The 25,523-nt window shown below is 70.6% G+C and carries 24 protein-coding genes and 1 tRNA gene; 9 read left to right on the top strand and 16 right to left on the bottom strand.

Annotated features, from left to right (window positions below; genetic code table 11):
* Nucleotides 1–7: 7 nt before the first annotated feature.
* Both DEJ50_RS17835 and nth read right to left on the bottom strand, forming a co-directional pair.
* Nucleotides 8–790 (bottom strand): NUDIX hydrolase, encoded by a 783-nt coding sequence (locus DEJ50_RS17835; RefSeq protein WP_150208969.1) that lies wholly within the window; start codon nt 788–790, stop codon nt 8–10.
* Nucleotides 791–840: 50 nt separating this feature from the next.
* Complete coding sequence (gene nth, locus DEJ50_RS17830; RefSeq protein WP_411757619.1) at nt 841–1,734, bottom strand: endonuclease III; 894 nt, start codon at nt 1,732–1,734, stop codon at nt 841–843.
* A 207-nt stretch (nt 1,735–1,941) separates the two neighbouring features.
* On the opposite strand from nth, the gene DEJ50_RS17825 reads away from it, so the two are divergent.
* Nucleotides 1,942–2,616, top strand: coding sequence for a Crp/Fnr family transcriptional regulator (locus DEJ50_RS17825; RefSeq protein WP_003981529.1), 675 nt, complete (start codon nt 1,942–1,944; stop codon nt 2,614–2,616).
* Between the two features lie 175 nt (nt 2,617–2,791).
* Entirely contained in the window at nt 2,792–3,619 is an 828-nt protein-coding gene (locus DEJ50_RS17820) for a nucleotidyltransferase domain-containing protein (RefSeq protein ID WP_150208967.1), read from the top strand.
* Nucleotides 3,620–3,647: 28 nt separating this feature from the next.
* Here the strand turns inward: DEJ50_RS17820 and DEJ50_RS17815 are convergent, their stop codons facing one another.
* The 4 genes from DEJ50_RS17815 to DEJ50_RS17800 all read right to left on the bottom strand — a co-directional run bounded on the left by DEJ50_RS17815 (nt 3,648) and on the right by DEJ50_RS17800 (nt 6,092).
* Nucleotides 3,648–4,493 carry an MBL fold metallo-hydrolase gene (locus tag DEJ50_RS17815; RefSeq protein WP_150208966.1) on the bottom strand — a complete coding sequence of 282 codons (846 nt, stop codon included), beginning with the start codon at nt 4,491–4,493 and terminating at the stop codon, nt 3,648–3,650.
* The gene (locus tag DEJ50_RS17810) at nt 4,490–5,392 is read right to left on the bottom strand and encodes an NUDIX hydrolase (protein ID WP_150208965.1); all 903 of its coding nucleotides are present in this window, start codon (nt 5,390–5,392) and stop codon (nt 4,490–4,492) included. The genes DEJ50_RS17815 and DEJ50_RS17810 overlap by 4 nt, the downstream gene beginning before the upstream one ends.
* A gap of 77 nt (nt 5,393–5,469) precedes the next feature.
* Nucleotides 5,470–5,934, bottom strand: coding sequence for a RidA family protein (locus DEJ50_RS17805; RefSeq protein WP_150208964.1), 465 nt, complete (start codon nt 5,932–5,934; stop codon nt 5,470–5,472).
* A complete protein-coding gene (locus DEJ50_RS17800) occupies nt 5,931–6,092 on the bottom strand; it encodes a DUF4177 domain-containing protein (protein ID WP_007264966.1) in 162 nt (53 codons plus the stop codon). Before DEJ50_RS17800 ends, DEJ50_RS17805 begins: the two co-directional genes overlap by 4 nt.
* A 131-nt stretch (nt 6,093–6,223) precedes the next feature.
* On the opposite strand from DEJ50_RS17800, the gene DEJ50_RS17795 reads away from it, so the two are divergent.
* Both DEJ50_RS17795 and DEJ50_RS17790 read left to right on the top strand, forming a co-directional pair.
* Nucleotides 6,224–7,204, top strand: coding sequence for an ArsA family ATPase (locus DEJ50_RS17795; RefSeq protein WP_150208963.1), 981 nt, complete (start codon nt 6,224–6,226; stop codon nt 7,202–7,204).
* Nucleotides 7,201–8,496 carry an ArsA family ATPase gene (locus DEJ50_RS17790; RefSeq protein ID WP_150208962.1) on the top strand — a complete coding sequence of 432 codons (1,296 nt, stop codon included), beginning with the start codon at nt 7,201–7,203 and terminating at the stop codon, nt 8,494–8,496. Before DEJ50_RS17795 ends, DEJ50_RS17790 begins: the two co-directional genes overlap by 4 nt.
* A 35-nt stretch (nt 8,497–8,531) precedes the next feature.
* On the opposite strand, the gene DEJ50_RS17785 is transcribed toward DEJ50_RS17790, so the two are convergent.
* Nucleotides 8,532–8,882: a WhiB family transcriptional regulator gene (locus tag DEJ50_RS17785; RefSeq protein WP_190344979.1), complete on the bottom strand. Its 351-nt coding sequence runs from the start codon at nt 8,880–8,882 to the stop codon at nt 8,532–8,534.
* 385 nt (nt 8,883–9,267) lie between these two features.
* Between DEJ50_RS17785 and DEJ50_RS17775 the strand changes: the two genes are divergently transcribed.
* The gene (locus DEJ50_RS17775; RefSeq protein WP_150208961.1) at nt 9,268–11,619 is read left to right on the top strand and encodes a transglycosylase domain-containing protein; all 2,352 of its coding nucleotides are present in this window, start codon (nt 9,268–9,270) and stop codon (nt 11,617–11,619) included.
* 80 nt (nt 11,620–11,699) lie between these two features.
* On the opposite strand, the gene DEJ50_RS17770 is transcribed toward DEJ50_RS17775, so the two are convergent.
* On the bottom strand, nt 11,700–12,161 hold the full coding sequence (locus DEJ50_RS17770; protein WP_150208960.1) for a GatB/YqeY domain-containing protein: 462 nt from the start codon (nt 12,159–12,161) through the stop codon (nt 11,700–11,702).
* Nucleotides 12,162–12,237: 76 nt separating this feature from the next.
* Here DEJ50_RS17770 and DEJ50_RS17765 point away from each other — a divergent pair, with 76 nt between their 5' ends.
* Nucleotides 12,238–13,176: a metallophosphoesterase gene (locus DEJ50_RS17765; protein ID WP_150208959.1), complete on the top strand. Its 939-nt coding sequence runs from the start codon at nt 12,238–12,240 to the stop codon at nt 13,174–13,176.
* A gap of 89 nt (nt 13,177–13,265) precedes the next feature.
* Nucleotides 13,266–13,339: transfer RNA gene (locus tag DEJ50_RS17760), tRNA-Pro, on the top strand.
* Between the two features lie 294 nt (nt 13,340–13,633).
* Here the strand turns inward: DEJ50_RS17760 and DEJ50_RS17755 are convergent.
* Nucleotides 13,634–13,864: a hypothetical protein gene (locus DEJ50_RS17755; RefSeq protein WP_150208958.1), complete on the bottom strand. Its 231-nt coding sequence runs from the start codon at nt 13,862–13,864 to the stop codon at nt 13,634–13,636.
* Between the two features lie 7 nt (nt 13,865–13,871).
* Nucleotides 13,872–14,336: a hypothetical protein gene (locus tag DEJ50_RS17750; RefSeq protein ID WP_223837798.1), complete on the bottom strand. Its 465-nt coding sequence runs from the start codon at nt 14,334–14,336 to the stop codon at nt 13,872–13,874.
* Between the two features lie 246 nt (nt 14,337–14,582).
* Here DEJ50_RS17750 and DEJ50_RS17745 point away from each other — a divergent pair, with 246 nt between their 5' ends.
* Nucleotides 14,583–16,091, top strand: a complete 1,509-nt coding sequence (locus tag DEJ50_RS17745) for a SulP family inorganic anion transporter (RefSeq protein WP_150208957.1) — start codon at nt 14,583–14,585, stop codon at nt 16,089–16,091.
* Here the strand turns inward: DEJ50_RS17745 and DEJ50_RS17740 are convergent.
* The 6 genes from DEJ50_RS17740 to kdpF are packed head-to-tail and all read right to left on the bottom strand — an operon-like array spanning nt 16,063 to nt 23,889.
* Nucleotides 16,063–18,609 carry a sensor histidine kinase gene (locus DEJ50_RS17740; protein WP_150208956.1) on the bottom strand — a complete coding sequence of 849 codons (2,547 nt, stop codon included), beginning with the start codon at nt 18,607–18,609 and terminating at the stop codon, nt 16,063–16,065. The two genes, DEJ50_RS17745 and DEJ50_RS17740, sit on opposite strands and share 29 nt — an antisense overlap.
* 14 nt (nt 18,610–18,623) lie before the next feature.
* On the bottom strand, nt 18,624–19,310 hold the full coding sequence (locus tag DEJ50_RS17735) for a response regulator (RefSeq protein WP_150208955.1): 687 nt from the start codon (nt 19,308–19,310) through the stop codon (nt 18,624–18,626).
* On the bottom strand, nt 19,307–19,981 hold the full coding sequence (locus DEJ50_RS17730) for a potassium-transporting ATPase subunit C (RefSeq protein WP_150208954.1): 675 nt from the start codon (nt 19,979–19,981) through the stop codon (nt 19,307–19,309). The genes DEJ50_RS17735 and DEJ50_RS17730 overlap by 4 nt, the downstream gene beginning before the upstream one ends.
* Nucleotides 19,982–20,002: 21 nt before the next feature.
* Nucleotides 20,003–22,132, bottom strand: a complete 2,130-nt coding sequence (gene kdpB / locus DEJ50_RS17725) for a potassium-transporting ATPase subunit KdpB (protein ID WP_150208953.1) — start codon at nt 22,130–22,132, stop codon at nt 20,003–20,005.
* Entirely contained in the window at nt 22,129–23,793 is a 1,665-nt protein-coding gene (kdpA, locus tag DEJ50_RS17720; protein WP_150208952.1) for a potassium-transporting ATPase subunit KdpA, read from the bottom strand. The genes kdpB and kdpA overlap by 4 nt, the downstream gene beginning before the upstream one ends.
* 6 nt (nt 23,794–23,799) lie before the next feature.
* Entirely contained in the window at nt 23,800–23,889 is a 90-nt protein-coding gene (kdpF, locus tag DEJ50_RS17715; RefSeq protein ID WP_042817481.1) for a K(+)-transporting ATPase subunit F, read from the bottom strand.
* 714 nt (nt 23,890–24,603) lie between these two features.
* On the opposite strand from kdpF, the gene DEJ50_RS17710 reads away from it, so the two are divergent.
* The gene (locus tag DEJ50_RS17710) at nt 24,604–25,515 is read left to right on the top strand and encodes a GNAT family N-acetyltransferase (protein WP_150208951.1); all 912 of its coding nucleotides are present in this window, start codon (nt 24,604–24,606) and stop codon (nt 25,513–25,515) included.
* The last annotated feature ends 8 nt before the right edge of the window (nt 25,516–25,523 follow it).

Below are 25,523 nucleotides of genomic sequence, written 5' to 3'. Positions count from 1 at the left end.
CACCGTCTCATGCGCGCCAGTCCAGCGGGACCTCACGTGATCGGTCCCACGGCCGCTCCCACCCGGCGAAGTGCAGCAGCCGGTCGATGACCCCGGCGGTGAAACCCCAGACCAGAGCGGATGCCACGGTGAAGGCAGGGCCGTGGTGGCCGCTCGGGTGGACGACCGTGACCCGGTGTGCCGGGTCCGTGAGATCCGCCACGGGCACCGTGAAGACCCGGGCGGTTTCGGCCGGGTCGACGGCACCGACCGGGCTGGGGGTGTGCCACCAGCCCAGCACCGGGGTGACAACGAACTCGCTGACCGGGATGTAGAGGCTCGGCAGCACCCCGAAGAGCTGGACGCCGGCCGGATCGAGCCCGGTCTCCTCCTCCGCCTCGCGGAGAGCGGCCCGCAGCGGGCCGGTGGTCTGCGGGTCGCCGTCCTCGGGGTCGAGGGCCCCGCCCGGGAAGGACGGCTGTCCGGCATGGGAGCGCAGACTGCCGGACCGCTCCATCAGGAGCAGCTCTGGCCGCCCGTCCGGGCCCTCGCCGAACAGGATCAGGACGGCGGACTGGCGGCCCCGGCCGTCGGACGGCGGCAGGAAGCGGCTGAGCTGGCGGGGCTCGACGGTCCGGGCGGCCCGCTCGACCGGCTCCAGCCAGTCGGGCAGGCCGTGGGCGCTGATCCGGATGCGGTGGTCTCCGCCCGCCCCGGGCCCCGGTTCGGCGGCAGGGTCCGCTGCCGCCCGGACGCGGTGGTACGCCGCTTCGGCGGCGGCCGTGGACCCGCTCTGCTCAGCGCCTGTCATGAACACCCCGTTCTGTCTGGCTGACTTCGTGTCGTACTCGGCGAACCCCGTCAGCCGGCGTCGTCGCCGCCCGGCACCGTGCCGCCCAGCGGCGGGGCCGGCAGGCCCGGGTAGTCCGGGGGCGGGCTGAGCCGCTGGCCCGGCTGGCCGCCCAGCTCGTACCTGAGCAGCTTCTTCGCCTTCTCCGGGTCGGTCTCGCCCTCCCCGTACGCCGGGCAGAGCGGGGCGATCGGGCAGGCCCCGCAGGCGGGCTTGCGGGAGTGGCAGATCCGGCGGCCGTGGAAGACGACCCGGTGGGACAGCATCGTCCACTCGCTCTTCGGGAAGATCGCGCAGATCTCCGCCTCGACCTTCTCCGGGTCCTCCTGCTCGGTCCACTTCCACCGGCGCACCAGCCGGCCGAAGTGGGTGTCCACGGTGATTCCGGGGACTCCGAACGCATTGCCGAGGACCACATTGGCGGTCTTGCGGCCCACTCCCGGCAGTGTGACGAGGTCCTGGAGACGTCCGGGCACATTGCCCCCGAAGTTGTCCCGCAGGGCCGCAGAGAGGCCCAGCAGCGACTTCGCCTTCATCCGGAAGAACCCGGTCGGCCGGATCAGTTCCTCCAGCTCCTCCGGCACGGCCGCGGCCATGTCCTCGGGGGTCGGGTACGCGGCGAACAGCGCCGGGGTGGTCTGGTTCACCCGGAGATCGGTGGTCTGGGCCGACAGAACGGTCGCGACCAGCAGCTCGAAGGGATTCCGGAAATCGAGTTCGGGGTGGGCGTAGGGATAGACCTCGGCCAGCTCACGGTTGATCCGCCGGGCGCGGCGCACCATGGCCAGATGCGATTCCGGCTTGGTCTTTCCCACAGCTTTCTTGGCCGAAGCTTTGCCCGGGGGGCGGGCCGCAGCCGCGCCAACCCCCTGTTCGCCCACAGCTGAATTCAGGGCGGCGGTCACTCCCGCGGACCCCTTGGCCTGTGCTCTCACCGGCTTATTGGACACTCCGCCAGCCTAAGGCCGGGCAGTGACACCCGCCCGGACCTCCGGTAACACCGCACAGCACACCCGTCCGTCCGGCATCCTTGTGATTGATCGCACTGTTTGTAGCGTCCGGCAAAATGGGGAGCACGGTCCCCGGAGCCGGTCGACATAGGAGAGAGACTCGTGGACGACGTTCTGCGGCGCGCCCCGCTCTTCGCGGCGCTCGATGACGAGCAGGCCGCGGAGCTCCGCGCCTCCATGGGCGAGGTGACCCTCGCACGCGGTGACGCCCTGTTCCACGAGGGCGACCCCGGTGACCGGCTGTACGTGGTCACCGAGGGCAAGGTGAAGCTCCACCGCACCTCCCCCGACGGCCGCGAGAACATGCTCGCGGTGCTCGGCCCCGGCGAGCTGATCGGCGAGCTGTCGCTGTTCGACCCGGGCCCGCGGACGGCCACGGCCACCGCCCTGACCGAGGTCAAGCTGCTCGGCCTGGGCCACGGCGACCTCCAGCCCTGGCTGAACGCCCGCCCCGAGGTGGCCACGGCCCTGCTGCGCGCCGTCGCCCGGCGCCTGCGCAAGACCAACGACCAGATGTCCGACCTGGTCTTCTCCGATGTGCCGGGCCGGGTCGCCCGGGCCCTCCTGGACCTGTCGCGCCGCTTCGGCGTGCAGTCGGAGGAAGGCATTCACGTCGTCCACGACCTGACCCAGGAGGAGCTGGCCCAGCTCGTCGGCGCCTCCCGCGAGACGGTGAACAAGGCGCTGGCCGACTTCGCCGGCCGCGGCTGGCTCCGCCTGGAGGCCCGTGCCGTGATCCTGCTGGACGTGGAGCGGCTGGCGAAGCGCTCGCGCTGAGCGGCGCCCGTGCTGTGAGCGACGGAGGGGTCCTGCCCGGACGGGCGGGGCCCCTCCTCGCGTTCCGGCCCCCGCCGCCACCCCCGCCCCCGCGCCGCGGCCCGCTCCCCCGCCCCGCGACACGCCCGGCGCCGGTGCCCCCGCACCGCCGGAATCGCCGGGCACAGTGATCCGTATGGAGCGCCGAGGCCTGGACGGACAGGGGTACATCGAACGCGAGGGGGACCTGGGCCGGGTACCGCCAGGGTTCCGGGCCGTCGTGGCGGCGGCCCGCTCCCGCACCGCCGAGGCGTACGGACGGCGGCTGCACAGCGCCTACCTGTACGGCTCCGTACCGCGCGGAACCGCCCGGCCCGGCGCATCGGACCTCGACCTGCTGATCGCCCTCCAGCACGAGCCCGCCCAGGACGACCGGGACATCGCCGAGGTGCTCGCCCGGGGGCTCGACGAGGACTTCGACGCGATCGACGGAGCCGGCATCCTGCTGTACTCCAAGGAGCTCCTGCTGAGCGAGCAGGAACGATACGACCTGGGCTGGTTCCTGGCCTGCCGGTGCACCCCGCTGCTCGGCTCCGACCTGGCCGAGCACCTCCCCCGCTACCGCCCGGACGGCCTGCTGGCCCGCGAGACGAACGGCGATCTGGCCGCCGTACTGCCGGTCTGGCGGGCCCGGCTCGCAGCCGCGCACACACCCGACGAGTACCGGAAGCTGAGCCGGCAGTTCGCCCGCCGCCTGGTCCGGACCGGATTCACCCTGGTCATGCCCCGGTGGCGCGGCTGGACCAGTGACCTGCAGGAATCCGCCGAGGTGTTCGGCCGGTACTACCCGGAGCGCGCAGCCCAGATGCGCGCCGCGGCCGGGGTGGCACTGGCGCCCGGCACGGATCCCGGCGTGCTGCGCGGTTACGTCGAAGACCTCGGGCCCTGGCTCGCGGACGAGTACACGGCCCGGCACGGCACCAAGAGCCCGCGCCCGGCCGGAGCCACAGCGCCTCCCGGCTAGGGAGTGGTTGGGGTGGTCATTCGGGCGGTCATTCGGGCCCCCCGGGGATCAGTCCGTGGTCGCGCAGGTACTCCAATTGCGCACGTACGGACCATTCCGCGGCCGGCCAGAGCGACCGGTCGACGTCCGCGTAAACGTGGGCGACCACCTCGGACGGGGTGCTGAAACCGTTCTCCACCGCCGTCTCCACCTGGGCCAGCCGGTGCGCCCGGTGCGCGAGGTAGAACTCCACGGCTCCCTGGGCGTCCTCCAGCACCGGCCCGTGCCCCGGCAGCACCGTGTGCACCCCGTCGTCGACCGTGAGGGAGCGCAGCCGGCGCAGCGAGTCCAGGTAGTCGCCGAGCCGCCCGTCGGGGTGGGCGACCACCGTGGTGCCGCGGCCGAGGATGGTGTCCCCGGTCAGCACGGCACGGTCGGCGGGGATGTGGAAGCAGAGCGAATCGGCGGTGTGGCCGGGGGTGCCGACCACCCGCATCTCCAGACCGCCGACCCGGATGGCCTGGCCGGCGGCCAGCCCCTCGTCCCCCAGGCGCAGGGCCGGGTCCAGGGCCCGCACCTTGGTGCCGGTGAGCTCGGCGAACCGGCCGGCACCCGCCGCGTGGTCGGGGTGGCCGTGCGTGAGCAGGGTCAGCGCGATCCGCTTGCCCGCCTTCTCGGCCGTGGCGATGACCTCGCGCAGGTGTCCCTCGTCCAGCGGGCCGGGGTCGATGACCACCGCGAGCTCGGAATCGGGCTCGGAGACCAGCCAGGTGTTGGTGCCGTCCAGGGTCATGGCGGACGGGTTGGGGGCCAGCACATTGACCGCGCGGGCGGTGGCCGGGCCTGAAGTGACGATTCCGCGGGGCTGTCCCGGCAGAGCGGCTGCACTGGTCATGCGGGGCCTCCGGACGTGCGTACGCGTTTGGTGAACTCGTCGTGGCCGGGCCAGGAGAGCACGATCTCCCCGCCTTCGAGGACCGCCCGGGCCAGCACCGGGGTGAGGTCCTGGGAGCCGGCCGCCGCAACGGCCGCGGCAGCGGTGCCGTACGGCTCCAGGGAGCGCAGGGTGGTGATGGTGGGCGGCATCATCAGCAGCTCGCCCTTGTCGTAGCCGGCCGCGGCGTCCGCGGGACGGATCCACACGGTCCGGTCGGCTTCGGTGGAGGCGTTGCGGGTCCGCTGGCCCTCGGGGAGCGCGGCCACGAAGAACCAGGTGTCGTACCGGCGGGCCTCGAACTCGGGGGTGATCCAGCGGGCCCAGGCACCGAGCAGGTCGGAGCGGAGCACCAGCCCGCGACGGTCGAGGAACTCGGCGAAGGAGAGCTCCCGGGCCACCAGGGCCAGCCGGTCGGCCTCCCAGTCGTCGCCGGTCAGATCCGGGATCAGGGTGCCGTCGGCGGGGCCGGCGAGGAGCACCCCGGCCTCCTCGAAGGTCTCCCGGACCGCCCCGCAGACGATGGCCTGGGCGGTGGGGGCATCGGTGCCGAGCCGGTCGGCCCACTCCTGGCGGGAGGGGCCCGCCCAGCCGGTCCGGTGGTCCTCGTCGCGCGGATCGACCCCGCCGCCGGGGTAGGCGTACGCGCCTCCGGCGAAGGCCATCGAGGCACGGCGCCGCAGCATGTGCACGGCGGGGCCCTCGGGGGTGTCCCGGAGCAGCATCACGGTGGCGGCCCGCTTGGGCGCGACCGGGGTGAGGGACCCCTCGGCCAGGGCCCGGATCCGGTCGGGCCACTCCGGCGGGTACCACTGGCCTCCGGCGGGGGCGGCGGCTGGGGTCTGCTCGCGGTTCGACATGGCCGGATGCTACGACCATCCGGCCCGATGTTCGAGGGGGCCGGGCTGAGCCCGGCCCCGAGCCGTACTCCGGCGGGTCAGGAAGAGATCTCGATCTGGAACTCGACCTCGACCGGCGCGTCCAGCGGCAGGACCGCGACGCCGACCGCGCTGCGGGCGTGCACGCCCTTCTCGCCGAGGACCTCGCCGAGCAGCTCGCTGGCCCCGTTCAGAACGGCCGGCTGGCCGGTGAAATCGGGGGCCGAGGCGACGAAGCCGACGACCTTCACCACGCGCACGATCCGGTCGAGGTCACCGACCACGGACTTGACGGCGGCCAGGCCGTTCAGCGCACAGATCGCGGCGAGCTCCTTCGCCTGCTCCGCGGAGACCTCGGCGCCGACCTTTCCGGTGACCGGCAGCGAGCCCTTCACCATCGGGAGCTGGCCCGCGGTGTAGACGTACTGGCCCGAGCGGACGGCCGGCTGGTACGCGGCGAGCGGCGGCACGACCTCCGGAAGGGTCAGGCCGAGCTCGGCAAGCCTCTCCTCTACGGCGCTCATGCCTTCTCCCGCTTGAGGTAGGCCACGAGCTGCTCGGGGTTGTTCGGCCCGGGCACGACCTGGACGAGCTCCCAGCCGTCCTCGCCCCAGGTGTCCAGGATCTGCTTGGTGGCGTGGACCAGCAGCGGGACCGTCGCGTATTCGAACTTCTTGGTCATGGGGCCGAGCGTAGTGCCTGCGCCCGGTGCCCCCGTGCGGCGCCCGCGGCTCGGGGTGATGCGCGCGACATGTCCGGTCGTGGCCACCCGGCCCGACCGGAGCGGGGGCGGAGGAATTAGGCTCGTCGGTTGTGAGCAGGCTCCAGGTGGTCAGCGGCAAGGGCGGAACCGGGAAGACCACGGTCGCCGCGGCACTCGCGCTGGCCCTCGCGCGCGAGGGCAGGCGGACACTTCTGGTGGAGGTGGAGGGCAGGCAGGGCATCGCGCAGCTCTTCGGGGCGGAGGCGCTCCCGTACGAGGAGCGGAAGATCGCCGTGGTGCCGGGCGGCGGGGAGGTCCATGCACTGGCGATCGACGCGGAGCGGGCGCTGCTGGACTACCTGCAGATGTTCTACAAGCTCGGGTCGGCCGGGCGGGCGCTGAAGAAGCTGGGTGCGATCGACTTCGCCACCACCATCGCGCCGGGTCTGCGGGACGTACTGCTGACCGGCAAGGCCTGTGAGGCGGTCCGGCGGAAGGACAAGTCGGGCCGGTTCGTCTACGACCACGTGGTGATGGACGCGCCGCCGACCGGACGGATCACCCGGTTCCTGAACGTCAACGACGAGGTGGCGGGGCTGGCCCGGTTCGGGCCGATCCACAACCAGGCGCAGGCGGTGATGGGGGTGCTCAAGTCCCCCGAGACGGCGGTGCACCTGGTGACCCTGCTGGAGGAGATGCCGGTCCAGGAGACGGCCGACGGCATTGCGGAACTCCTGGAAGCCGGGCTTCCGGTGGGCCGGGTGGTCGTCAACATGGTGCGCCCCCACCACCTGGACGAGGAGGCCCTGCGGGCCGCGGCCGGGGAGCACCGGGCCGAGGTGGCCGCGGCACTGTCCCGGGCGGGGCTGGGCGGGGCCCGCCGCGGCGGACCGGCCGAGCAACTGGTGGAACCGCTGCTGGAACAGGCCGTGGAACACGCCGAGCGGGTGGGGCTGGAGCGCGAACAGCGCCGGGTCCTGGCCGGACTCGACGTCCCGACGTACGAACTGCCGCTGCTCGGCACGGGCATGGACCTGGCCGGGCTGTACGAGCTGGCGACTGAGCTGCACAAGCAGGCGGGAGAAGAATGACGACCGAGGTCGCGGGGACGGGCATGGACGCTCCGCCGGAGCTTGCGGTGGACGCGCTGCTGGACGATCCGAAGACGCGGATCGTGGTGTGCTGCGGGGCCGGCGGGGTGGGCAAGACGACCACCGCGGCGGCCCTGGGGGTGCGGGCGGCCGAGCGGGGCCGGCGGGTGGTGGTGCTGACCATCGACCCGGCGCGCAGGCTGGCCCAGTCGATGGGGATCGACGAACTGGACAACACCCCGCGGAGGGTCGACGGGGTGGGCTCCGGCGGCGGTGCAGAGGGCGGGGACGCCGGCGGCGGGGAACTGCACGCCATGATGCTCGACATGAAGCGGACCTTCGACGAGATCGTCGAGGCGCACGCGGACGCCGACCGGGCCCGGGCGATCCTGGAGAACCCCTTCTACCAGTCCCTGTCCGCCGGGTTCGCGGGCACGCAGGAATACATGGCCATGGAGAAACTGGGTCAGCTGCGCGCCCGGGACGACTGGGACCTGATCGTGGTGGACACCCCGCCGAGCCGGTCGGCCCTGGACTTCCTGGACGCGCCGAAGCGCCTGGGGTCCTTCCTGGACGGGAAGTTCATCCGGGTGCTGATGGCACCGGCGAAGGTGGGCGGCCGGGCCGGGATGAAGTTCGTGAACCTCGGCATGGCCGGCCTGTCGCTGATGACCGGCACGCTCAGCAAGCTGATGGGCGCCTCGCTGCTGAAGGACGTACAGACCTTCGTGGCCGCGATGGACACCATGTTCGGCGGGTTCCGGACCCGCGCGGATGCCACGTACCGGCTGCTGCAGGCGCCGGGGACGGCCTTCCTGGTGGTCGCGGCCCCCGAGCCGGACGCCCTGCGCGAGGCGGCGTACTTCGTCGAACGGCTGGCCGAGGAGCGGATGCCGCTGGCCGGGCTGGTGCTGAACCGGGTGCACGGCAGCGGTGCCGGACAGCTCTCCGCCGAACGGGCACTGGCGGCTGCGGAGAATCTTGAGGAAGGCGGCATTGTCGATCAGGAGTCCGGGAAAGCTGGACTGCGTGACTCCGACGCCGACACTCCCCCTGACGCGAACGAGCTCACTGTGGACGACATCACCGCGGGGCTGTTGCGCCTGCACGCGGAGCGGATGCAGGTGATCGCGCGCGAGCAGCGCACGCGGGACCGCTTCGCCTCGCTGCATCCCGATGTGGCGGTGGCCGAAGTGGCCGCCCTGCCCGGCGATGTGCACGACCTCGCCGGGCTGCGGGCCATCGGTGAACGACTCGCGGCTGCCGGATCTCGGCCTGCCGGGGGTCGATAGGCGTACGTGTGCCGTACGTGTGGCCGGCCGCGGCGCTACCCGGCCGCGGCGTAGGTCTCGTACGGAACGTCGATGTCCGCGTCGACATCCACGGTCAGGATGCCGGTGCTGCGCTCGTACTCCGTACGGGCGGTTTCGAGCAGCCGTCGCCAGGAGGTGACGGTGGGACGCCTGCGCAGCAGCGCGCGCCGTTCCCGCTCGGTCATGCCGCCCCACACGCCGAACTCGACGCGATTGTCGAGCGCGTCGGCCAGGCATTCGGTCCGCACCGGGCATCCGGTGCACACCGCCTTGGCCCTGTTCTGTGCCGCTCCTTGAACGAACAGTTCATCCGGATCGGTAGTGCGGCAGGCTGCCTGCGCACTCCAGTCGGTAACCCAGCCCATGCCGGCGCCGTCCTCTCCCGAATCGAGGCTCCCCCACGGCGGCAGCGGCATATTCACCGCTGCCAGTTGAGGACGTTACGGAAGGTGGACACAGTGCAACACCCCCGACGGGCCCAATCTTGAATGGTCCGAACGGACTATGGGTAAGCGGCAGATCACCCGACGGAGTGATCGAGCGACATGCCCGACCATTCCGGCAATTCGGGTGCAATCGCCAGAGGGCCAACAGAGGGAGGCGCGAGATTCGGACATCAGTCCACCCCATTCGGGAAGGGTGAAAATCAAGCCGAGGGGTTGATGTGGCACCACACTGCTGTGACAGTTGAGAGCAGCTTAGGCCAAGGCATTCGCGCGTGTCCGGCGAATGAGAACGTAGGCTGCCTCCATGGCAAAGAAGCGCTCGGGCGGAGGGCTCTCGAGGAGTCAGCAGGCCGCCAAGTTCCTCGGAGTGTCCGTTCTCTCCGGACTTGTCCTCGCCGGCATCGCAATCCCGGGCGCGGGCGCCCTGGGTCTCGCCGCAAAGGGAACCGTCGAGGGATTCGACGAGATCCCGGCCAATCTCAAGACCCCGCCGCTGAGTCAGCGCACCACGATCCTGGACGCCGAGGGTGGCCTGATCGCCACCGTCTACTCACGCGACCGGCAGGTGGTCCCGCTCACCGCCATCTCTCCGTACATGCAGAAGGCGATCGTCGCGATCGAGGACTCGCGTTTCTACGAGCACGGCGCGGTGGACCTCAAGGGCATCCTGCGCGCGGTCAACCGGAACGCGCAGGAGGGCGGCGCAGCACAGGGCGCCTCCACGCTGACCCAGCAGTACGTGAAGAACGTATTCGTCGAAGAGGCCGGCGACGACACGACCAAGGTGCGGGAAGCCCAGCAGAAGAGCCTGGGCCGCAAGATCCGCGAGCTGAAGTACGCGATCCAGGTCGAGGAAGAACTCGGGAAGAAGAAGATCCTCGAGAACTACCTCAACATCACGTACTTCGGCCAGCAGGCGTACGGGATCGAGTCCGCGGCGCAGCGCTACTTCAGCAAGCCCGCCAAGGACCTGACGCTGGAGCAGTCGGCACTGCTGGCCGGCCTGGTGCAGTCGCCCAGCCGGTACGACCCGGTGAACGACTCCACCGAGGCGATGAACCGCCGGAACGTGGTGCTCCAGCGGATGGCCGACGTCAGGGACATCTCACAGGCCGAGGCGGACGCCGCCAAGGCCAAGCCGGTCCAGCTGAAGGTGACCAGGCCGCGCAACGGCTGCATCACCGCCGTCAAGGGCGCCGGCTTCTTCTGTGACTACGTCCGCAACACCTTCCTGTCCGACCCGGTGTTCGGCGCGAACCGGGAGGACCGGGCCAAGGTGTGGAACCAGGGCGGCCTGACCATCCGCACCACGCTGGACCCGCAGTCCCAGGACTCGGTCAACGAGTCGATCAAGGACCATGTCGATCAGGACGACAAGGTCGCGACGGCGGTGACCCTGGTCCAGCCGGGCACCGGCCGGGTCATGGCCATGGGCCAGTCCAAGCCGTACGGCTTCGGGAAGAACGAAACCCAGATCAACTTCTCCGTGGACAAGCGGATGGGCGGGTCGAACTACGGCTTCCCGACGGGCTCGACCTTCAAGCCGTTCGTGGCCGCCGCCGCCATCGAGCGGGGCATCCAGCCGTCGAAGACCTATGCCTCCCCGTTCCAGATGGAGTACCCGAGCCCGGTGCAGACCTGCGGCGACAAGCCGTGGGTGAACACCGGCAGGCCCAAGGACAAGGTGGAGAACGAGACCGAGTCCGAGGTCGGCCCGTACGCCATGCGGGAAGCCATGGCGCTGTCGGTCAACACGTACTTCGTCGAGATGATCAGCGAGATGGGCCTGTGCCCGCTGACCGAGATGACCAACAAGCTCAGGGTCATCCCGGCGGACGGCACCAAGCTCAAGCAGGTCCCCGCGATCTCGCTGGGCACCGAGGGCATGTCCCCGCTCACCATGGCCAACGCCTACGCCGCCTTCGCCAACCGCGGTACCTACTGCACGCCGGTCGCCATCGAGTCGATCACCGACTCGCACGGCAAGGCGCTCCAGGTACCGAAGACCAAGTGCGAGTCGGTGATGTCGGAGAGCACCGCGGACACCATCAACACCCTGCTGCTCGGCGTGGTCGACTCCGGCACCGGCCGGCAGTCGGGCCTGACCGACCGGCAGAGCGCGGGCAAGACGGGTACCACGGACGAGCGCTACAACGCCTGGTTCGTCGGGTACACGCCGAACCTGGCGGGTGCCACCTGGGTCGGCTCGGGCGGCTCCAAGCAGGTCTCGATGGAGCGGATCACCATCGGCGGCCAGTACTACGACAAGGTCTTCGGCGGCGGTCTGCCCGGTCCGATCTGGAAGCAGGCGGTCTCGGGCGCACTGGCCGGCCGGTCGGCGGACAACTTCGTCACGGTGGGCCTGCCTCCGGAGACCTCGGTACCGGCCCCCGGCGGGCGCGGCAACCCCAACCGGCCCAACCGGCCCAACCGGCCGGGTGACGGCAAGCCCGGCGACGGCCGGCCGGGCGGGGCGGCGGCCGGAACGAGCACCGGCGCGGACGGCGGGCAGGGCGGCGGCCGGCCGGGCGGCAGCACCGGGAACCCGGGCGGAGCAGGCGGTACCGGTGGCGCGGGCGGCACGGGCGGCAACCCGTTCCCCGGGCTCCCCGGCGTCATCGGCGGCCCGAACAACGGCACCGGCGGCCCGCGCTGAGCACATAGAGCTGAGCAACCAAAGAGGGAGGGCCCCGGCCACACGGCCGGGGCCCTCCCCTTTGATTCTTTGCCTCCCGGCTAGGCGAGCAGCTCCTTGACGGCGGCGGCGACCCGCCCGCCCTCGGCCAGCCCGGCCACCTTCGGGTTCACGATCTTCATGACGGCACCCATGGCGCGCGGCCCCTCGGCCCCCGCCGCCTTGGCCTCCTCGACGGCCTGGGCCACGATCTCCCGCAGCTCCTCGTCGGTGAGCTGCTTCGGCAGGTACTCGTCCAGGACCCGGCCCTCGGCGAGCTCCCGCTCCGCCTGCTCGGGACGACCACCCTTGGCGAAGGCGTCGGCGGCCTCGCGGCGCTTCTTCGCCTCCTTGGCGATCACCTTGAGCACCTCCGCGTCGGAGAGCTCGCGGGCGGTCTTGCCGGCGACCTCCTCGTTGGTGATCGCGGAGAGGGTGAGGCGGAGGGTGGACGAGCGCAGCTCGTCCCGCGCCTTGATGGCGGTGGTGAGGTCGTCCTGCAGCTTGGCCTTGAGCGTGGTCATGGTTCGAGTCTGCCAGGTGGCCCCCCGGTGCCGCCCACTCGTTTTACGCATCCCCGCCATCTGCGACGATGTCCCCATGCGCGCGCGTTACGGAGTTCCCCTGAAGATCACCGCCGGCATCGCGGCGGTCGGGGCGGCCGGAGTGGCCTACGCCGCCGGCTTCGAGGCCAGGTCCTTCCGGCTGCGCCGGGTGACCGTGCCCGTCCTGCCGCGCGGGATGCGTCCTCTGCGGGTCCTGCAGGTCTCGGACATCCACATGGTGCGCGGCCAGCACAAGAAGCGCGCCTGGCTGCAGTCCCTGGCCGGACTCCGTCCGGACTTCGTGGTCAACACCGGTGACAACCTTTCCGACACCGAGGGCATCCCCGACGTGCTCGATGCGCTCGGCCCGCTGATGGCCTTCCCCGGTGTGTACGTGTTCGGCTCGAACGACTACTACGGCCCGCGGCTGCGCAACCCCGCGCTCTACCTGCTGGAGAAGGTGCAGGGCCGGCACGGCCTGAACGGCAACAAGCCGGTGGTCGGAGCCGTCCACAACCGGTGGGAGGAGCTGCGGGACGCCTTCGACGAGGCAGGCTGGCTGAACCTCACCAACACCCGGGGCCGGCTCAAGCTGCAGGACCTGGAGCTGGCCTTCACCGGGCTCGACGACCCGCACATCAAGCGAGACCGGTACGAGCAGGTGGCGGGCGGACCGGAGCCGGACGCGGACTTCTCCATGGCCGTGGTGCACGCGCCGTACCTGCGGAGCCTGGAGTCGTTCACGGCGGACGGCTACCCGCTGATCCTGGCGGGCCACACGCACGGCGGTCAGCTGTGCATCCCCTTCTACGGCGCCCTGGTCACCAACTGCGACCTGGACACGGACCGGGTGAAGGGCCTCTCCACCCACGAGGCCGGCGGAAACCGGTCCTACCTGCACGTCTCGGCCGGCTGCGGCACCAACCGCTTCACCCCGGTCCGCTTCGCCTGCCCCCCGGAGGCGACCCTGCTCACCCTGACGCCGCCAGCCTAGGCGCGCACCGAAACCGGATTTCGTCTACGGGCGAGGGTCCGCTAGAGTAATCGATGTCGCCAGGACAGCGAGCCTGTCAAGGTGGCGATCGGGGTGTAGCGCAGCTTGGCAGCGCGCTTCGTTCGGGACGAAGAGGTCGTGGGTTCAAATCCCGCCACCCCGACTTCGTAAGACCAGGTCAGGCACCTACCAATTTTGGTAGGTGCCTGACCTGTTTCCGTTGAGTGACCAACTGAGCGGCTACGGGTTCGGACTGGTCAGTGCAGGAAAGCCTGCACCGGCTCTCTCTGGGTGACCAACCTGCCTGAAGACCTCTTCGCGCGGACAAGCCCCATTGCGCTGCTTCGCTTCCCGCCCCTCCTGCCGGGTGTTGCGTTGTGCAGCCGCAGTGCTCCCACTGGGGCTCACACGGTCCACCGGCGAGCCCCTCGCAGTCGGCTGCTTCCGCAGGGAGCGATCATGGTGAAGGCGGGCCGCTCGTCGCGACCCAAGCACGGTAAGCCAAGCGCGCGAGCACACCGACGGCCAGCGACACGAGAATCGCGCCCCAGTCGATGACGTGGGGCAGGCCGGGGAAGAACGCGAAGAAGGCCAGGGATACGGCTGCTCCGACGAAGAAGGCGAAAATGCCGCCGCGGCGACGCTTGCCGTCCTGAGCCGAGTCTTCCGGTGTGGGATGCGTGGTCATGCGCTGCTCACTTCGTGATGTGGTGGCACTGGCTGACCCGGCGGACGCCATTGACGTTGAGGTTGGCGCACGCTTTGCCGTAGTGGGGAAGCGCCTGGGGCGCGTTGTCCCGCATGGGATTGATCTTGCACTCGGTGTGGGTCTTGCCGCGCGAGGTCTTGTAGGTCCTGTTGCTCGTGTCGGCGTATGTGAAGTCGATGCGCCAGTTACAGAAGCCCGCGTTGAGGGCTCCGACGAACCCGCAGTCGACTCCGGCGTTCTGGTAGGTGATCTTCTTTCCCTCGCCCCGGATGATGTGGGTGAACATGCAGCCTGTGGGGACCTTCATGGTGACGCCCCCGACCTGGTAGTCGAAGGTGGCCACCGGGGTGGAGCCGATGGCGCCGGCATGCGCCTGCGCTGGGGGTAAGAGCGCGAGCGCAACTGCTGCGGCGATGGCTGTCGTGACGCGTACGGCGAGTTGGCCGGCCATGTCCGTTGCCCTTCCTGTGGAGTGTTCCTTCAGAAGGCGGAACTCCTCCGGAGCTCTCTTGTGATCAAAGAGGCCGGTGTGAGGATTACACCGTTCGGGCACCTGGGGGCAGGCGTTGGGGAGGCCGCGCGATCTGCCGGTGCAGGGGTCGTAGGATAAAATTTCGCCTCCCCGGCTCCGTACGTCAGGCCCTTCCTGCGTCTCCGGTCGTTCTTTGCGCCCCCGACAGGACAGGTCCGCTCCGCCATGCCCTCCTCCTCCGCGCTCCGCGCGTTGCCGTGGCCGCGTGCTCCTCGCCGTCCGTCCTGGCTCGCGCCGAAGGTGCTGCGGACCGAGGTGCTCGGTGGGCTCGTGGTGGCGTTGGCGCTGATACCCGAGGCCATCTCGTTCTCGATCATCGCGGGGGTGGATCCGGCGATCGGGCTGTTCGCCTCGTTCACCATGGCCGTGACGATCGCGGTCGTCGGTGGCCGACCGGCCATGATCTCCGCCGCGACCGGGGCGGTGGCGCTGGTCATCGCACCGCTGAACCGGGAGCACGGCTTCGGCTACCTGGTGGCGGCCGTCATCCTGGCCGGGGTCTTCCAGATTCTGCTCGGCGCGCTCGGGCTGGCCCGGCTGCTGCGTTTCGTGCCGCGCTCGGTCATGGTCGGCTTCGTCAACTCCCTCGCCGTCCTGGTGTTCATGGCGCAGGTGCGGGAGCTGGCGGGCGTGCCGTGGGCCGTGTACCCGCTCTTCGTGGCCGGGCTGGGGCTGATGGTTTTCTTCCCCAAGGTCACCGCCGTCGTCCCCGCGCCGCTGGTGTCGATCGTCGTCCTCACCACCGTCACCGTCGCCGCCGGGATCGCGGTGCCGACCGTCGGCGACAAGGGGGAGCTGCCGTCGGCGCTGCCGGTTCCCGGGCTCCCGGACGTGCCGTTCACCGTGGACACGCTGGCGACGATCGCGCCGTACGCCTTCGCCATGGCGCTGGTCGGGCTGATGGAGTCGCTGATGACCGCGAAGCTCGTCGACGAGATCACCGATACCCGGTCCTGCAAGACGCGCGAGTCGGTGGGCCAGGGCATCGCGAACATCGTCACCGGGTTCTTCGGCGGCATGGGCGGCTGCGCGATGATCGGCCAGACGATGGTCAACGTGAAGGTTTCCCGGGCCCGTACCCGGCTGTCGACGTTCCTCTCCGGTGTGTTCCTGATGGTGCTGTGCATCGTGTGCGGGCCGGTGGTCTCGGAGATTCCGATGGCCGCGCTGGTCGCCGTGATGGTGATGGTCTGCTTCGCGACCTTCGACTGGCACTCGGTCGCGCCGCGCACCTGGAAGCGGATGCCGGCCGGGGAGACCGCCGTCATGGTGATCACCGTGGTGTGTGTGGTGGCGACCCACAACCTGGCTGTCGGAGTCATCGCCGGCTCCCTGACGGCGATGGCCGTCTTCGCCCGGCGGGTGGCGCACCGTGCCCGCGTCACCGCCGTGACCGACCCGGACGGGACCCGGGTCGTCTACTCCGTGAGCGGGGAGCTGTTCTTCGCCTCGTCGAACGAGCTGGCCGGGCGGTTCGACTATGCGGGGGACCCGGACAGGGTCGTGATCGACCTGTCGGCGGCCCACATCTGGGACGCCTCTTCCGTCGCGGCCCTGGACTCCGTCCAGGAGAAGTACGCGCAACGCGGCAAGAGCGTGGAGATCACCGGGCTGAACGAGCCCAGCGCCCGGCTCCACCGGACGCTCAGCGGCGAGCTCTCCGCAGGTCACTGACCTCCGGTGGGCGGTCCGCGGCCGGGACCGGGGTGAGGGTGAGGACCATGGTGAGGCCGCCGCCCGGGGTGTCCTCGGCGGTGAGGGTGGCGCCGATGGCTTCGGCGAAACCCCGGGCCACGGCCAGGCCGAGGCCGACTCCGGCGCCCCGGGGGGCGTCGCCGTGGCGCTGGAACGGCGCGAAGATACGTTCCTTCGCCTCGTCCGGGACCCCGGGCCCGCGGTCGACCACACGGAGCTCGACCCGGTCCCGCAGGGCGCTGGCCGCGACCAGGACGGGGGTGTCCTCCGGGCTGTACTTGACCGCGTTCTCCACGATGTTGGCCACCGTCCGCTCCAGCAGGCCGGGGTCCACCGTGACCATGGGCAGGTCCTCCGGGATGTCCAGGTCCACGCTGCCTTCCGGTACGCCGCCCAGGGCCATCGGGACGACCTCGTCCAGGTCGATCTCGCGGAGCACCGGGGTGACCGTGCCCGTCTGGAGGCGGGACATGTCGAGCAGGTTGTCCACCAGGTTCCCCAGCCGGTCCGCGCCCGCTTCGATGCCGGCCAGCAGTTCGGCGCGGTCCTCTTCGGACCAGTCGACGTCATCGGAGCGGAGCGAGCTGACGGAGGCCTTGATACCGGCCAGCGGGGTGCGCAGGTCGTGGCTGACCGCGGCCAGCAGGGCCGTACGGATCTTGTTGCCCTCGGCGAGACTGCGGGCCTCCTGGGCCTCGCCGACCAGTCGCTGCCGGTCGAGCAGCGCCATGGCCTGGGCGGCGAAGGCGCCGAGGACGCGGCGGTCCTCGGCCGGCAGGACCCGGCCGGTCAGGGCCAACGCCATATGGTCGCCGATGGGCATGTCCACGTCCGCGTCCTCGGGGCGTTCGGCCGGGTCGGGGCCGACGCTGCCGGAGGAGATCCACGGTTCGACCTCGCTGCCGCGCTCGAGCAGGGCCACGGATTCCATGGCGAAGGTCTCCCGAACGCGTTCCAGCAGTGCGTCGAGGGTGGTTTCGCCGCGCAGCAGGCTGCCGGCGAGCAGGGTGAGGATCTCGGACTCGGCGCGCAGCCGGGCCGCCTGGTGGGTGCGGCGGGCGGCCAGGTCCACCACCGAGGCCACCGACACCGCCACCGCGAAGAACACCGAGATCGCGACGATGTTCTCGGGGTCGGAGATGGTGAGGGTGTGGAGGGGTGGGGTGAAGTAGTAGTTCAGGAGCAAGGAGCCGACGGCCGCGCCGGCGAGCGCCGGGCGCAGCCCGCCGAGCAGGGCGGCGGCGACGGTGAGGCCGAGGAAGAGCAGGACGTCGTTGGCGAGCCCCGGCCCCGGCTCCAGGCTGGTCAGGAGGAGGGTGAGGACGGCGGGTCCGAGGACCCCGACCAGCCAGCCGGCCAGGATCCGGGAGCGGCCCAGGCGAGCTCCGCGGGCCACCGGCAGCCCGCGGCCCTTGGCCGCCTCGTCGTGGGTGACGATGTGGACGTCGAGGTCGGACCCGGATTCGCGGGCGACGGTGGCACCGACGCCGGGCCCGAGAACGTACTGCCAGCTCTTGCGGCGGCTGGAACCCAGCACGATCTGGGTGGCGTTGACTCCGCGGGCGAACTCCAGGAGGGCGCTGGGGACGTCGTCGCCGATGACGTGGTGGAAGCTGCCGCCGAGGTCTTCGACCAGGGTGCGCTGGACGGCGAGTTCCTTGGGGGAGGCGGAGGAGAGGCCGTCGCTGCGGGAGATGTAGACGGCCAGGAGTTCGCCGCCGGCGCCCTTCTCGGCCAGCCGGGCGGCCCGCCGGATCAGGGTGCGGCCCTCGGGGCCGCCGGTCAGGCCGACCACGATGCGTTCGCGGGCCTGCCAGGTGGTGCGGATGTCGTGCTCGCCGCGGTACTCGCGCAGGTACTCGTCGACCCGGTCGGCGGTCCACAGCAGGGCCAGCTCGCGCAGCGCGGTGAGGTTGCCGGGCCGGAAGTAGTTGGACAGGGCGGCGTCGACCCGGTCGGGCTTGTAGATGTTGCCGTGGGCCATCCGGCGGCGCAGGGCCTGCGGGGACATGTCGACCAGCTCGATCTGGTCCGCCCGCCGCACCACCTCGTCCGGCACCGTCTCGCGCTGACGCACCCCCGTTATCGACTCGACCACGTCGCCGAGGGATTCCAGGTGCTGGATGTTGACCGTGGACACCACATCGATACCGGCCTGGAGGAGCTCCTCCACGTCCTGCCAGCGCTTGGCATTGCGGGACCCGGGGATGTTGGTGTGGGCCAGCTCGTCCACCAGCGCCACCGCCGGCCGCCGCCGCAGCACCGCATCCACGTCCATCTCGGCGAACACGGTGCCGCGGTAGTCGAGATCGCGGCGCGGGACCTGTTCCAGACCGTGCAGCATCACGACGGTGCGCGGGCGGTTGTGGTGCTCGACGAAGCCGGCGACGACATCGGAGCCCCGTTCCACCCGGCGGTGCGCCTCGGAGAGCATCGCGTACGTCTTGCCCACACCGGGCGCCGCGCCGAGGTAGATCCGGAGCTTGCCGCGTCCCATCGATAAAGCCGTTCCTATGCGTCGAACCGGTAGCCCATGCCCGGGGTGGTGATCAGGTACCGGGGGTGGGCGGGGTCCGCTTCGAGTTTGCGCCGGAGCTGGGCCATGTAGACCCGCAGGTAGTTGGTCTGGGTGCCGTAGCTGGAGCCCCAGACCTCCTGGAGGAGCCCGCGCTGGGTGACAAGCCGGCCGCGGTTGCGGATCAGCACCTCCAGCAGATGCCATTCGGTCGGCGTGAGCCGGACCTCCTTGCCCTGCCGCTTGGCCTTCTTGGCGAGCAGGTCGATGGTGAACTCATCGGTTTCCACGATGACGTCCTCACCGACCGCTTCCTTGGACTCCAGGGTCCGCCGGGAGGAGGCCCGCAGCCGGGCAAGGAGTTCGTCCATGCTGAACGGCTTGGTGATGTAGTCGTCGGCGCCCGCGTCGAGCGCCTCGACCTTCTCGTCGCTGCTGTGCCGGGCCGAGACCACCAGGATCGGCACCCGCGACCAGCCGCGCAGCCGTCGGATGACCTCGATCCCGTCCATGTCGGGCAGGCCGAGGTCCAGCAGGACGACGTCCGGCCGACGGGCGGCGGCGGTCGCCAGGGCCCTGGTGCCGTCCGGCGCGGAATCCACTTCGTAGTGGCGCGCCTTCAGGTTGATCTCCAGGGCCCTCACCAGTTGCGGCTCGTCGTCGACCACCAGCACTCTGGTCACCGCGCGAGCGCCTTCAGGGCCACGTTGAGCTCCAGGACGTTCACGCGGGGCTCGCCCATGAAGCCGAGGACGCGGCCGGAGGTGTGGTCGGCGACCAGCTTCTCGACCTGCTTGACGTCGAGGTTGTTCTGCTCGGCGACCCGGTTGACCTGGAGCTTCGCGTACTCGGGCGAGATGTGCGGGTCGAGGCCGGAACCGGAGGAGGTGACGGCGTCGGCGGGCACGTCCTCCGGCTTGACCTTGTAGGTGGCGGTGGAGTTGTCCGCGACGACCGCGGCCTTGGCATCGGTGACCCACTTGATGAGGTCCTCGTTGTCACCGGCCCGGTTGGTGGCGCCGGAGAGGATCAGCGAGTACTGGGTGTTGACGCTGTTGGAGCCGAGGCCGTTGGAGGGGCGCGGCTGGAACCACTTGAGGTCCGGCTTGGCCGCCTCCTCCGGGTCGTCAGGGTTCTGCTTGGGGAGGTTGTACGTCTGGCCGATCAGGGAGGAGCCGACGACCTGCCCGCTCTTGTCCTTGATCTCGGAGCCGTTGGCCTTGTCGTTGAACAGGGCCTGGGCGATTCCGGTCACGGCCAGCGGGTAGAGCACGCCGCAGACCAGGGTCAGGACGAGCAGGGCCCGCAGGCCCGCGCCGAGCAGCCGCGCTGTGTTGCCTACTGAGTTGTTCATGGGAGTCAGCACGTTCCTAATTCAGGCGAGCCCGGGGATGAGGGAGATGACCAGGTCGATGAGCTTGATGCCGATGAACGGGGCGATCAGGCCGCCGAGACCGTAGAGGCCCAGGTTGCGGCGGAGCATCTTGTCCGCGCTGGTCGGCCGGTACTGCACGCCCTTCAGCGCCAGCGGCACCAGCGCGATGATGATCAGCGCGTTGAAGATGACCGCGGAGAGGATCGCCGACTCCGGGGAGGCCAGGCCCATGATGTTGAGCTTGTCCAGGCCCGGGTAGACCACCGCGAACATGGCCGGGATGATCGCGAAGTACTTCGCGACGTCGTTGGCGATGGAGAAGGTGGTCAGGGCGCCGCGGGTGATCAGGAGCTGTTTGCCGATCTCCACGATCTCGATGAGCTTGGTGGGGTTGGAGTCCAGGTCCACCATGTTCCCGGCCTCCTTGGCGGCCGAGGTGCCCGTGTTCATCGCCACGCCGACGTCGGCCTGCGCAAGCGCCGGGGCGTCGTTGGTGCCGTCACCGGTCATCGCAACCAGCTTGCCGCCCGCCTGCTCCCGCTTGATGAGGGCCATCTTGTCCTCGGGGGTGGCCTCGGCGAGGAAGTCGTCGACTCCCGCCTCCTCGGCGATGGCGCGCGCGGTCAGCGGGTTGTCACCCGTGATCATGACCGTCTTGATGCCCATCCGGCGCAGCTCGTCGAACCGCTCGCGCATGCCTTCCTTGACGACGTCCTTGAGGTGGATGACGCCCAGGACACGGGCACCGTCCTCGTCCTCCACCGCTACCAGCAGCGGAGTGCCGCCGGCCTCGGAGATCCGGCTCGCGAGGGCGTCGGCGTCCTCGGACACCTGGCCGCCCTGCTCGGTGACCCAGGCGATGACCGAGCCGGCCGCGCCCTTGCGGATCTTCTTGCCGTCCACGTCCACGCCCGACATACGGGTCTGGGCGGTGAAGGCGATCCAGCTGGCGTGGGCGAGCTCGCCCTGGTGGCGCTCGCGCAGTCCGTACTTCTCCTTCGCCAGGACGACGATGGAGCGGCCCTCGGGGGTCTCGTCGGCCAGCGAGGACAGCTGGGCCGCGTCCGCGACCTGGGCCTCGGTGGTGCCCTTGACCGGGACGAACTCGGCGGCCTGGCGGTTGCCGAGGGTGATGGTGCCGGTCTTGTCGAGCAGCAGGGTGGAGACGTCGCCGGCGGCCTCGACGGCCCGGCCGGACATGGCCAGGACGTTGCGCTGGACCAGGCGGTCCATACCGGCGATGCCGATCGCGGAGAGCAGTGCACCGATGGTGGTCGGGATCAGGCAGACCAGCAGTGCGGTCAGCACGATCATCGACTGCTCGGCGCCGGCGTAGATGGCGAAGGGCTGGAGGGTGACGACGGCCAGCAGGAAGACGATGGTGAGGGACGCCAGCAGGATGTTGAGGGCGATCTCGTTCGGGGTCTTCTGCCGGGCGGCGCCCTCGACCAGGCTGATCATCCGGTCGATGAAGGTCTCGCCCGGCTTGGTGGTGATCTTGACGACGATACGGTCGGAGAGGACCTTGGTGCCGCCGGTCACGGCCGAGCGGTCGCCGCCCGACTCGCGGATGACCGGGGCGGACTCACCGGTGATCGCCGACTCGTCCACCGAGGCCACGCCCTCGACGACGTCACCGTCGCCGGGGATGATGTCGCCGGCCTCGCAGACCACCAGGTCGCCGATCTTCAGATCGGTGCCCGGCACCCGCTCCTCGTCCCCGCCGACCAGGCGGCGGGCGACCGTGTCGGTCTTGGCCTTACGCAGGGTGTCCGCCTGCGCCTTGCCGCGGCCCTCGGCCACCGCCTCCGCGAGGTTGGCGAAGATCGTGGTCAGCCACAGCCAGGCGGTGATGGCCCAGCCGAACCAGTCGCCCGGGTCCTTCAGCGCCAGCACCGTGGTGACCACCGAGCCGATGAGGACCACGAACATGACCGGCGACTTGATCATCACGCGCGGGTCGAGCTTGCGGACCGCGTCCGGGAAGGACTTGACCAGCTGCTTCGGGTCGAACAGGCCGCCGCCGACGCGCCCCTGTTCCGGCTTGTGGCCGGTGGGAACGTCGGAGTGGGGAGCACGGGTGGGGGTGGCTGTGGACATGGCGTCCTGCTTCTTTACGTCGATGGTCATGACGCCAGCCCTTCGGCAAGCGGACCCAGCGCCAGCGCCGGGAAGTAGGTCAGACCGGTGATGATCATGATCGTTCCGACCAGCAGCCCGGTGTAGAGGGGCTTGTCGGTGCGCAGCGTGCCCGCCGTCTCGGGGACGGGCTTCTGCTCGGCCAGCGAGCCGGCCAGCGCCAGGACGAACACCATGGGCAGGAAGCGGCCCAGCAGCATGGCGATGCCGATGGTCGAGTTGAACCACTGGGTGTCGGCGTTCAGGCCCGCGAAGGCGGAACCGTTGTTGTTGGCTCCGGAGGTGTAGGCGTAGAGGATCTCGGAGAAGCCGTGCGCCCCGCTGTTGGTCATCGAGTTCGCCGGGGTGTCCAGCGCCATGGCGGCGGCCGTGAAGCCGAGCACCAGCGCCGGGGTGATCAGGATGTAGCAGGCCGCGAACTTGATCTCGCGGGTGCCGATCTTCTTGCCCAGGTATTCGGGCGTACGGCCGACCATCAGGCCGGCGATGAACACCGCGATGATCGCCATGATCAGCATGCCGTAGAGGCCGGAGCCGACACCGCCGGGCGCGATCTCGCCCAGCTGCATGCCCAGCAGCTGGATACCGCCGCCGAAACCGGTGTACGAGGAGTGGAAGGAGTTCACCGCACCGGTCGAGGTCAGCGTGGTGGAGACCGAGAAGATCGCCGACGCGCCGATCCCGAAGCGGGTCTCCTTGCCCTCCATCGCCCCGCCCGCGACCTCGAAGGCCGGGCCCTTGCCCGCGAACTCGGTCCACATCATCAGCGCGACGAAGCCGACCCAGATGACGGCCATGGTCGCGAGGATCGCGTAGCCCTGCTTCACGCTGCCGACCATCTTGCCGAAGGTCCGGGTCAGCGAGAACGGGATGACCAGGATCAGGAAGATCTCGAACAGGTTCGAGAACGGGTTGGGGTTCTCGAAGGGGTGGGCGGAGTTGGCGTTGAAGTAACCGCCACCGTTGGTGCCCAGCTCCTTGATGACCTCCTGCGAGGCCACCGCGCCGCCGTTCCACTGCTGCGTACCGCCCATGAACTGGCCGACCTCGTGGATGCCGGCGAAGTTCTGGATGGCACCGCAGGCGACCAGGATGATCGCGCCGACCACCGAGATGGGCAGCAGGATGCGGACCACACCGCGGACCAGGTCGGCCCAGAAGTTGCCCAGCTCACCGGTACGGGAACGGGCGAAGCCCCGGACGAGGGCCACGGCCACGGCCATGCCGACCGCCGCCGAGACGAAGTTCTGCACCGCCAGGCCGCCGGTCTGCACGACGTGGCCCATGGCCTGCTCGCCGTAGTACGACTGCCAGTTGGTGTTGGCGACGAAGGACGCGGCCGTGTTGAAGGCCTGGTCGGGGTCGATGGACGCAAAGCCCAGCGAGCCGGGCAGCGAGCCCTGCAGGCGCTGGAGGCCGTAGAGGAAGAGGACGCTCACCGCGGAGAAGGCCAGGACACCGCGCAGGTAGGCGGGCCAGCGCATTTCAGCGGTCGGGTTGGCGCCGATGGCCTTGTAGACCCACTTCTCGGGAGCGTAGTGCTTCTCCGAGGAGTAGACCCTGGCCATGTAGTCGCCCAGCGGGCGGTAGACCAGTGCCAGCACCACCATGAGGGCGAGGAGCTGGAGCACACCGGAAAGAACAGGACTCATCGGGGCTCAGAACCTCTCCGGGTACACGAGGGCGAGGACGAGATAGCCCAGCAGGGAGACGGCGACCACCAGGCCGACGATGTTCTCGACAGTCACAGCTTGGTCACCCCCTTGGCGACGAGTGCCACCAGCGCGAAGACCGCGATCGTGATGGCGACGAAGGCCAGGTCGGCCATCGTGAGCTCCCGAAGAAGTAGAGAGGTATTGGGACAGCTAGAGGAAAGCGCGGATTCCGTCAGGTAAGGGGGTCCTTGACGGGGCCCATACGGCCGGGCGCTCGACTTTGACGGGTCTCTTACGCCGCCGTGCCTCGGTTGTGATCCGGCGAGAATCAGCCACCTCCGGCGCGGCTGTGGGGGTTCTCGTGCGGGTGTCCCGGCGGGCCGGTGAGCGGGCCTGGCCCGGCCGGGCCGGCGGGCGGCATCAGAGGGTTGTCAGGGGGGTGTCAATTGCCCGCCGACTTCCTTGAGCAGGGGCGCCCCGGACGGTTGTATGGCGGGCGTGAACAGCGGTCTGCGCCATGACGACCGGCCCCCTCATACGGTGCCGCCGGTTCCGCACGCGCCCGCTGCTTCCGCACCGGCGGTGTAGCGCCTACCGGCCGCACCCGCCGTGTGCCACGGCGCGCCCCCGTCCGGGCCCGCCCCGTGCCCACGGCCGCCGCCTGCCCGTACGGCGGCCGTTCCTCCCCCGTGCACGTCCCGACCCCGCGGTCGGGACGTGCACGGGGCCATTCGTCCTCGTCGTCGGCGGGGCGGTCCCCCGTCCGGGACCGCCCCGCCGACGCCTCTTCAGGGGGTGTCACCCCGCATGATCGAAATCCTTTCCCACGACCGGCTGCCCACCCTTGCAGCCCGGTTCCCCACGGCTGCGGCCGGCCCGGGCGCGCTGGTCGAGCACGTACTGGAGACCGGCACCGGGCGCTGGTGGGCCGACCGGGCCGAGGGTCCCCGGGTCCTCGCGGTGTCCTGCGGGGACCAGGTCCTGCTGCGGGGCGATCCGGGGGCGCTGGCTCCGGGGGCCTTGGCCCCCTTCGCGCTGAGCTATGTCGAGGCGCCGTCCCGGTTCGGCGGGGCCCTGTGGTCCGCGTTCGACCGGGTGACCCCGTGGGAGCGGATGGTCTACGTCCACCAGCAGCCGGCCGCCTCGCACCGGGTGCCGCGCGGGGTGACCGTACGGCGGCTCACGGCGGCGGACACCGCGGCGCTCGCCGCCTTCACCGGCACGGGCGCAGCGGCCGGCACGGGGGCGGCGTCCGGCGCAGGGGCGGCGGCCGGCACGGGGGCGGCGTCCGGCGCAGCGACGGGGACGGGGGCGGCGTCCGGCTCACGGGCGGGGACGGGGGTCGACGGGTCCTGGATCCTCGGCAGCTGGGGCGGTCCGGAGCGGCTCGCCGCCACCGGCTGCGCCTGGGCCGCCTTCGCCGAGGGCCGCATCGCGGCCCTGGCCTGCACCCGCTTCCGCGGGAGCGCGTACGACGACGTCGCCGTACTCACCCACCCCGACCACCGGCGCCGGCACCTCGCCCTGGCCTGCGTAGCCGGCCTGACCGGTGACATCGCCGCACGCGGCCGGACTGCCAGCTGGTGCTGCTCGCGGGACAACCGGGCGAGCCGGCTGCTCGCCTGGACCGCCGGATTCCGGCTCGTCCGCGAGTACGTGCACCATGTCACGGGCCGCCCGGCCCTCCGCGGGGTCTCCGGTTCCAGGATCCCCGCGTGAGCGGCCGG

The organism is Streptomyces venezuelae (genome assembly GCF_008642295.1).
In the GTDB taxonomy this organism is placed as follows: domain Bacteria; phylum Actinomycetota; class Actinomycetes; order Streptomycetales; family Streptomycetaceae; genus Streptomyces; species Streptomyces venezuelae_C.
Note: the sequence above shows the minus strand (reverse complement) of the source record. Positions and strands in the feature narration are given on the sequence as shown.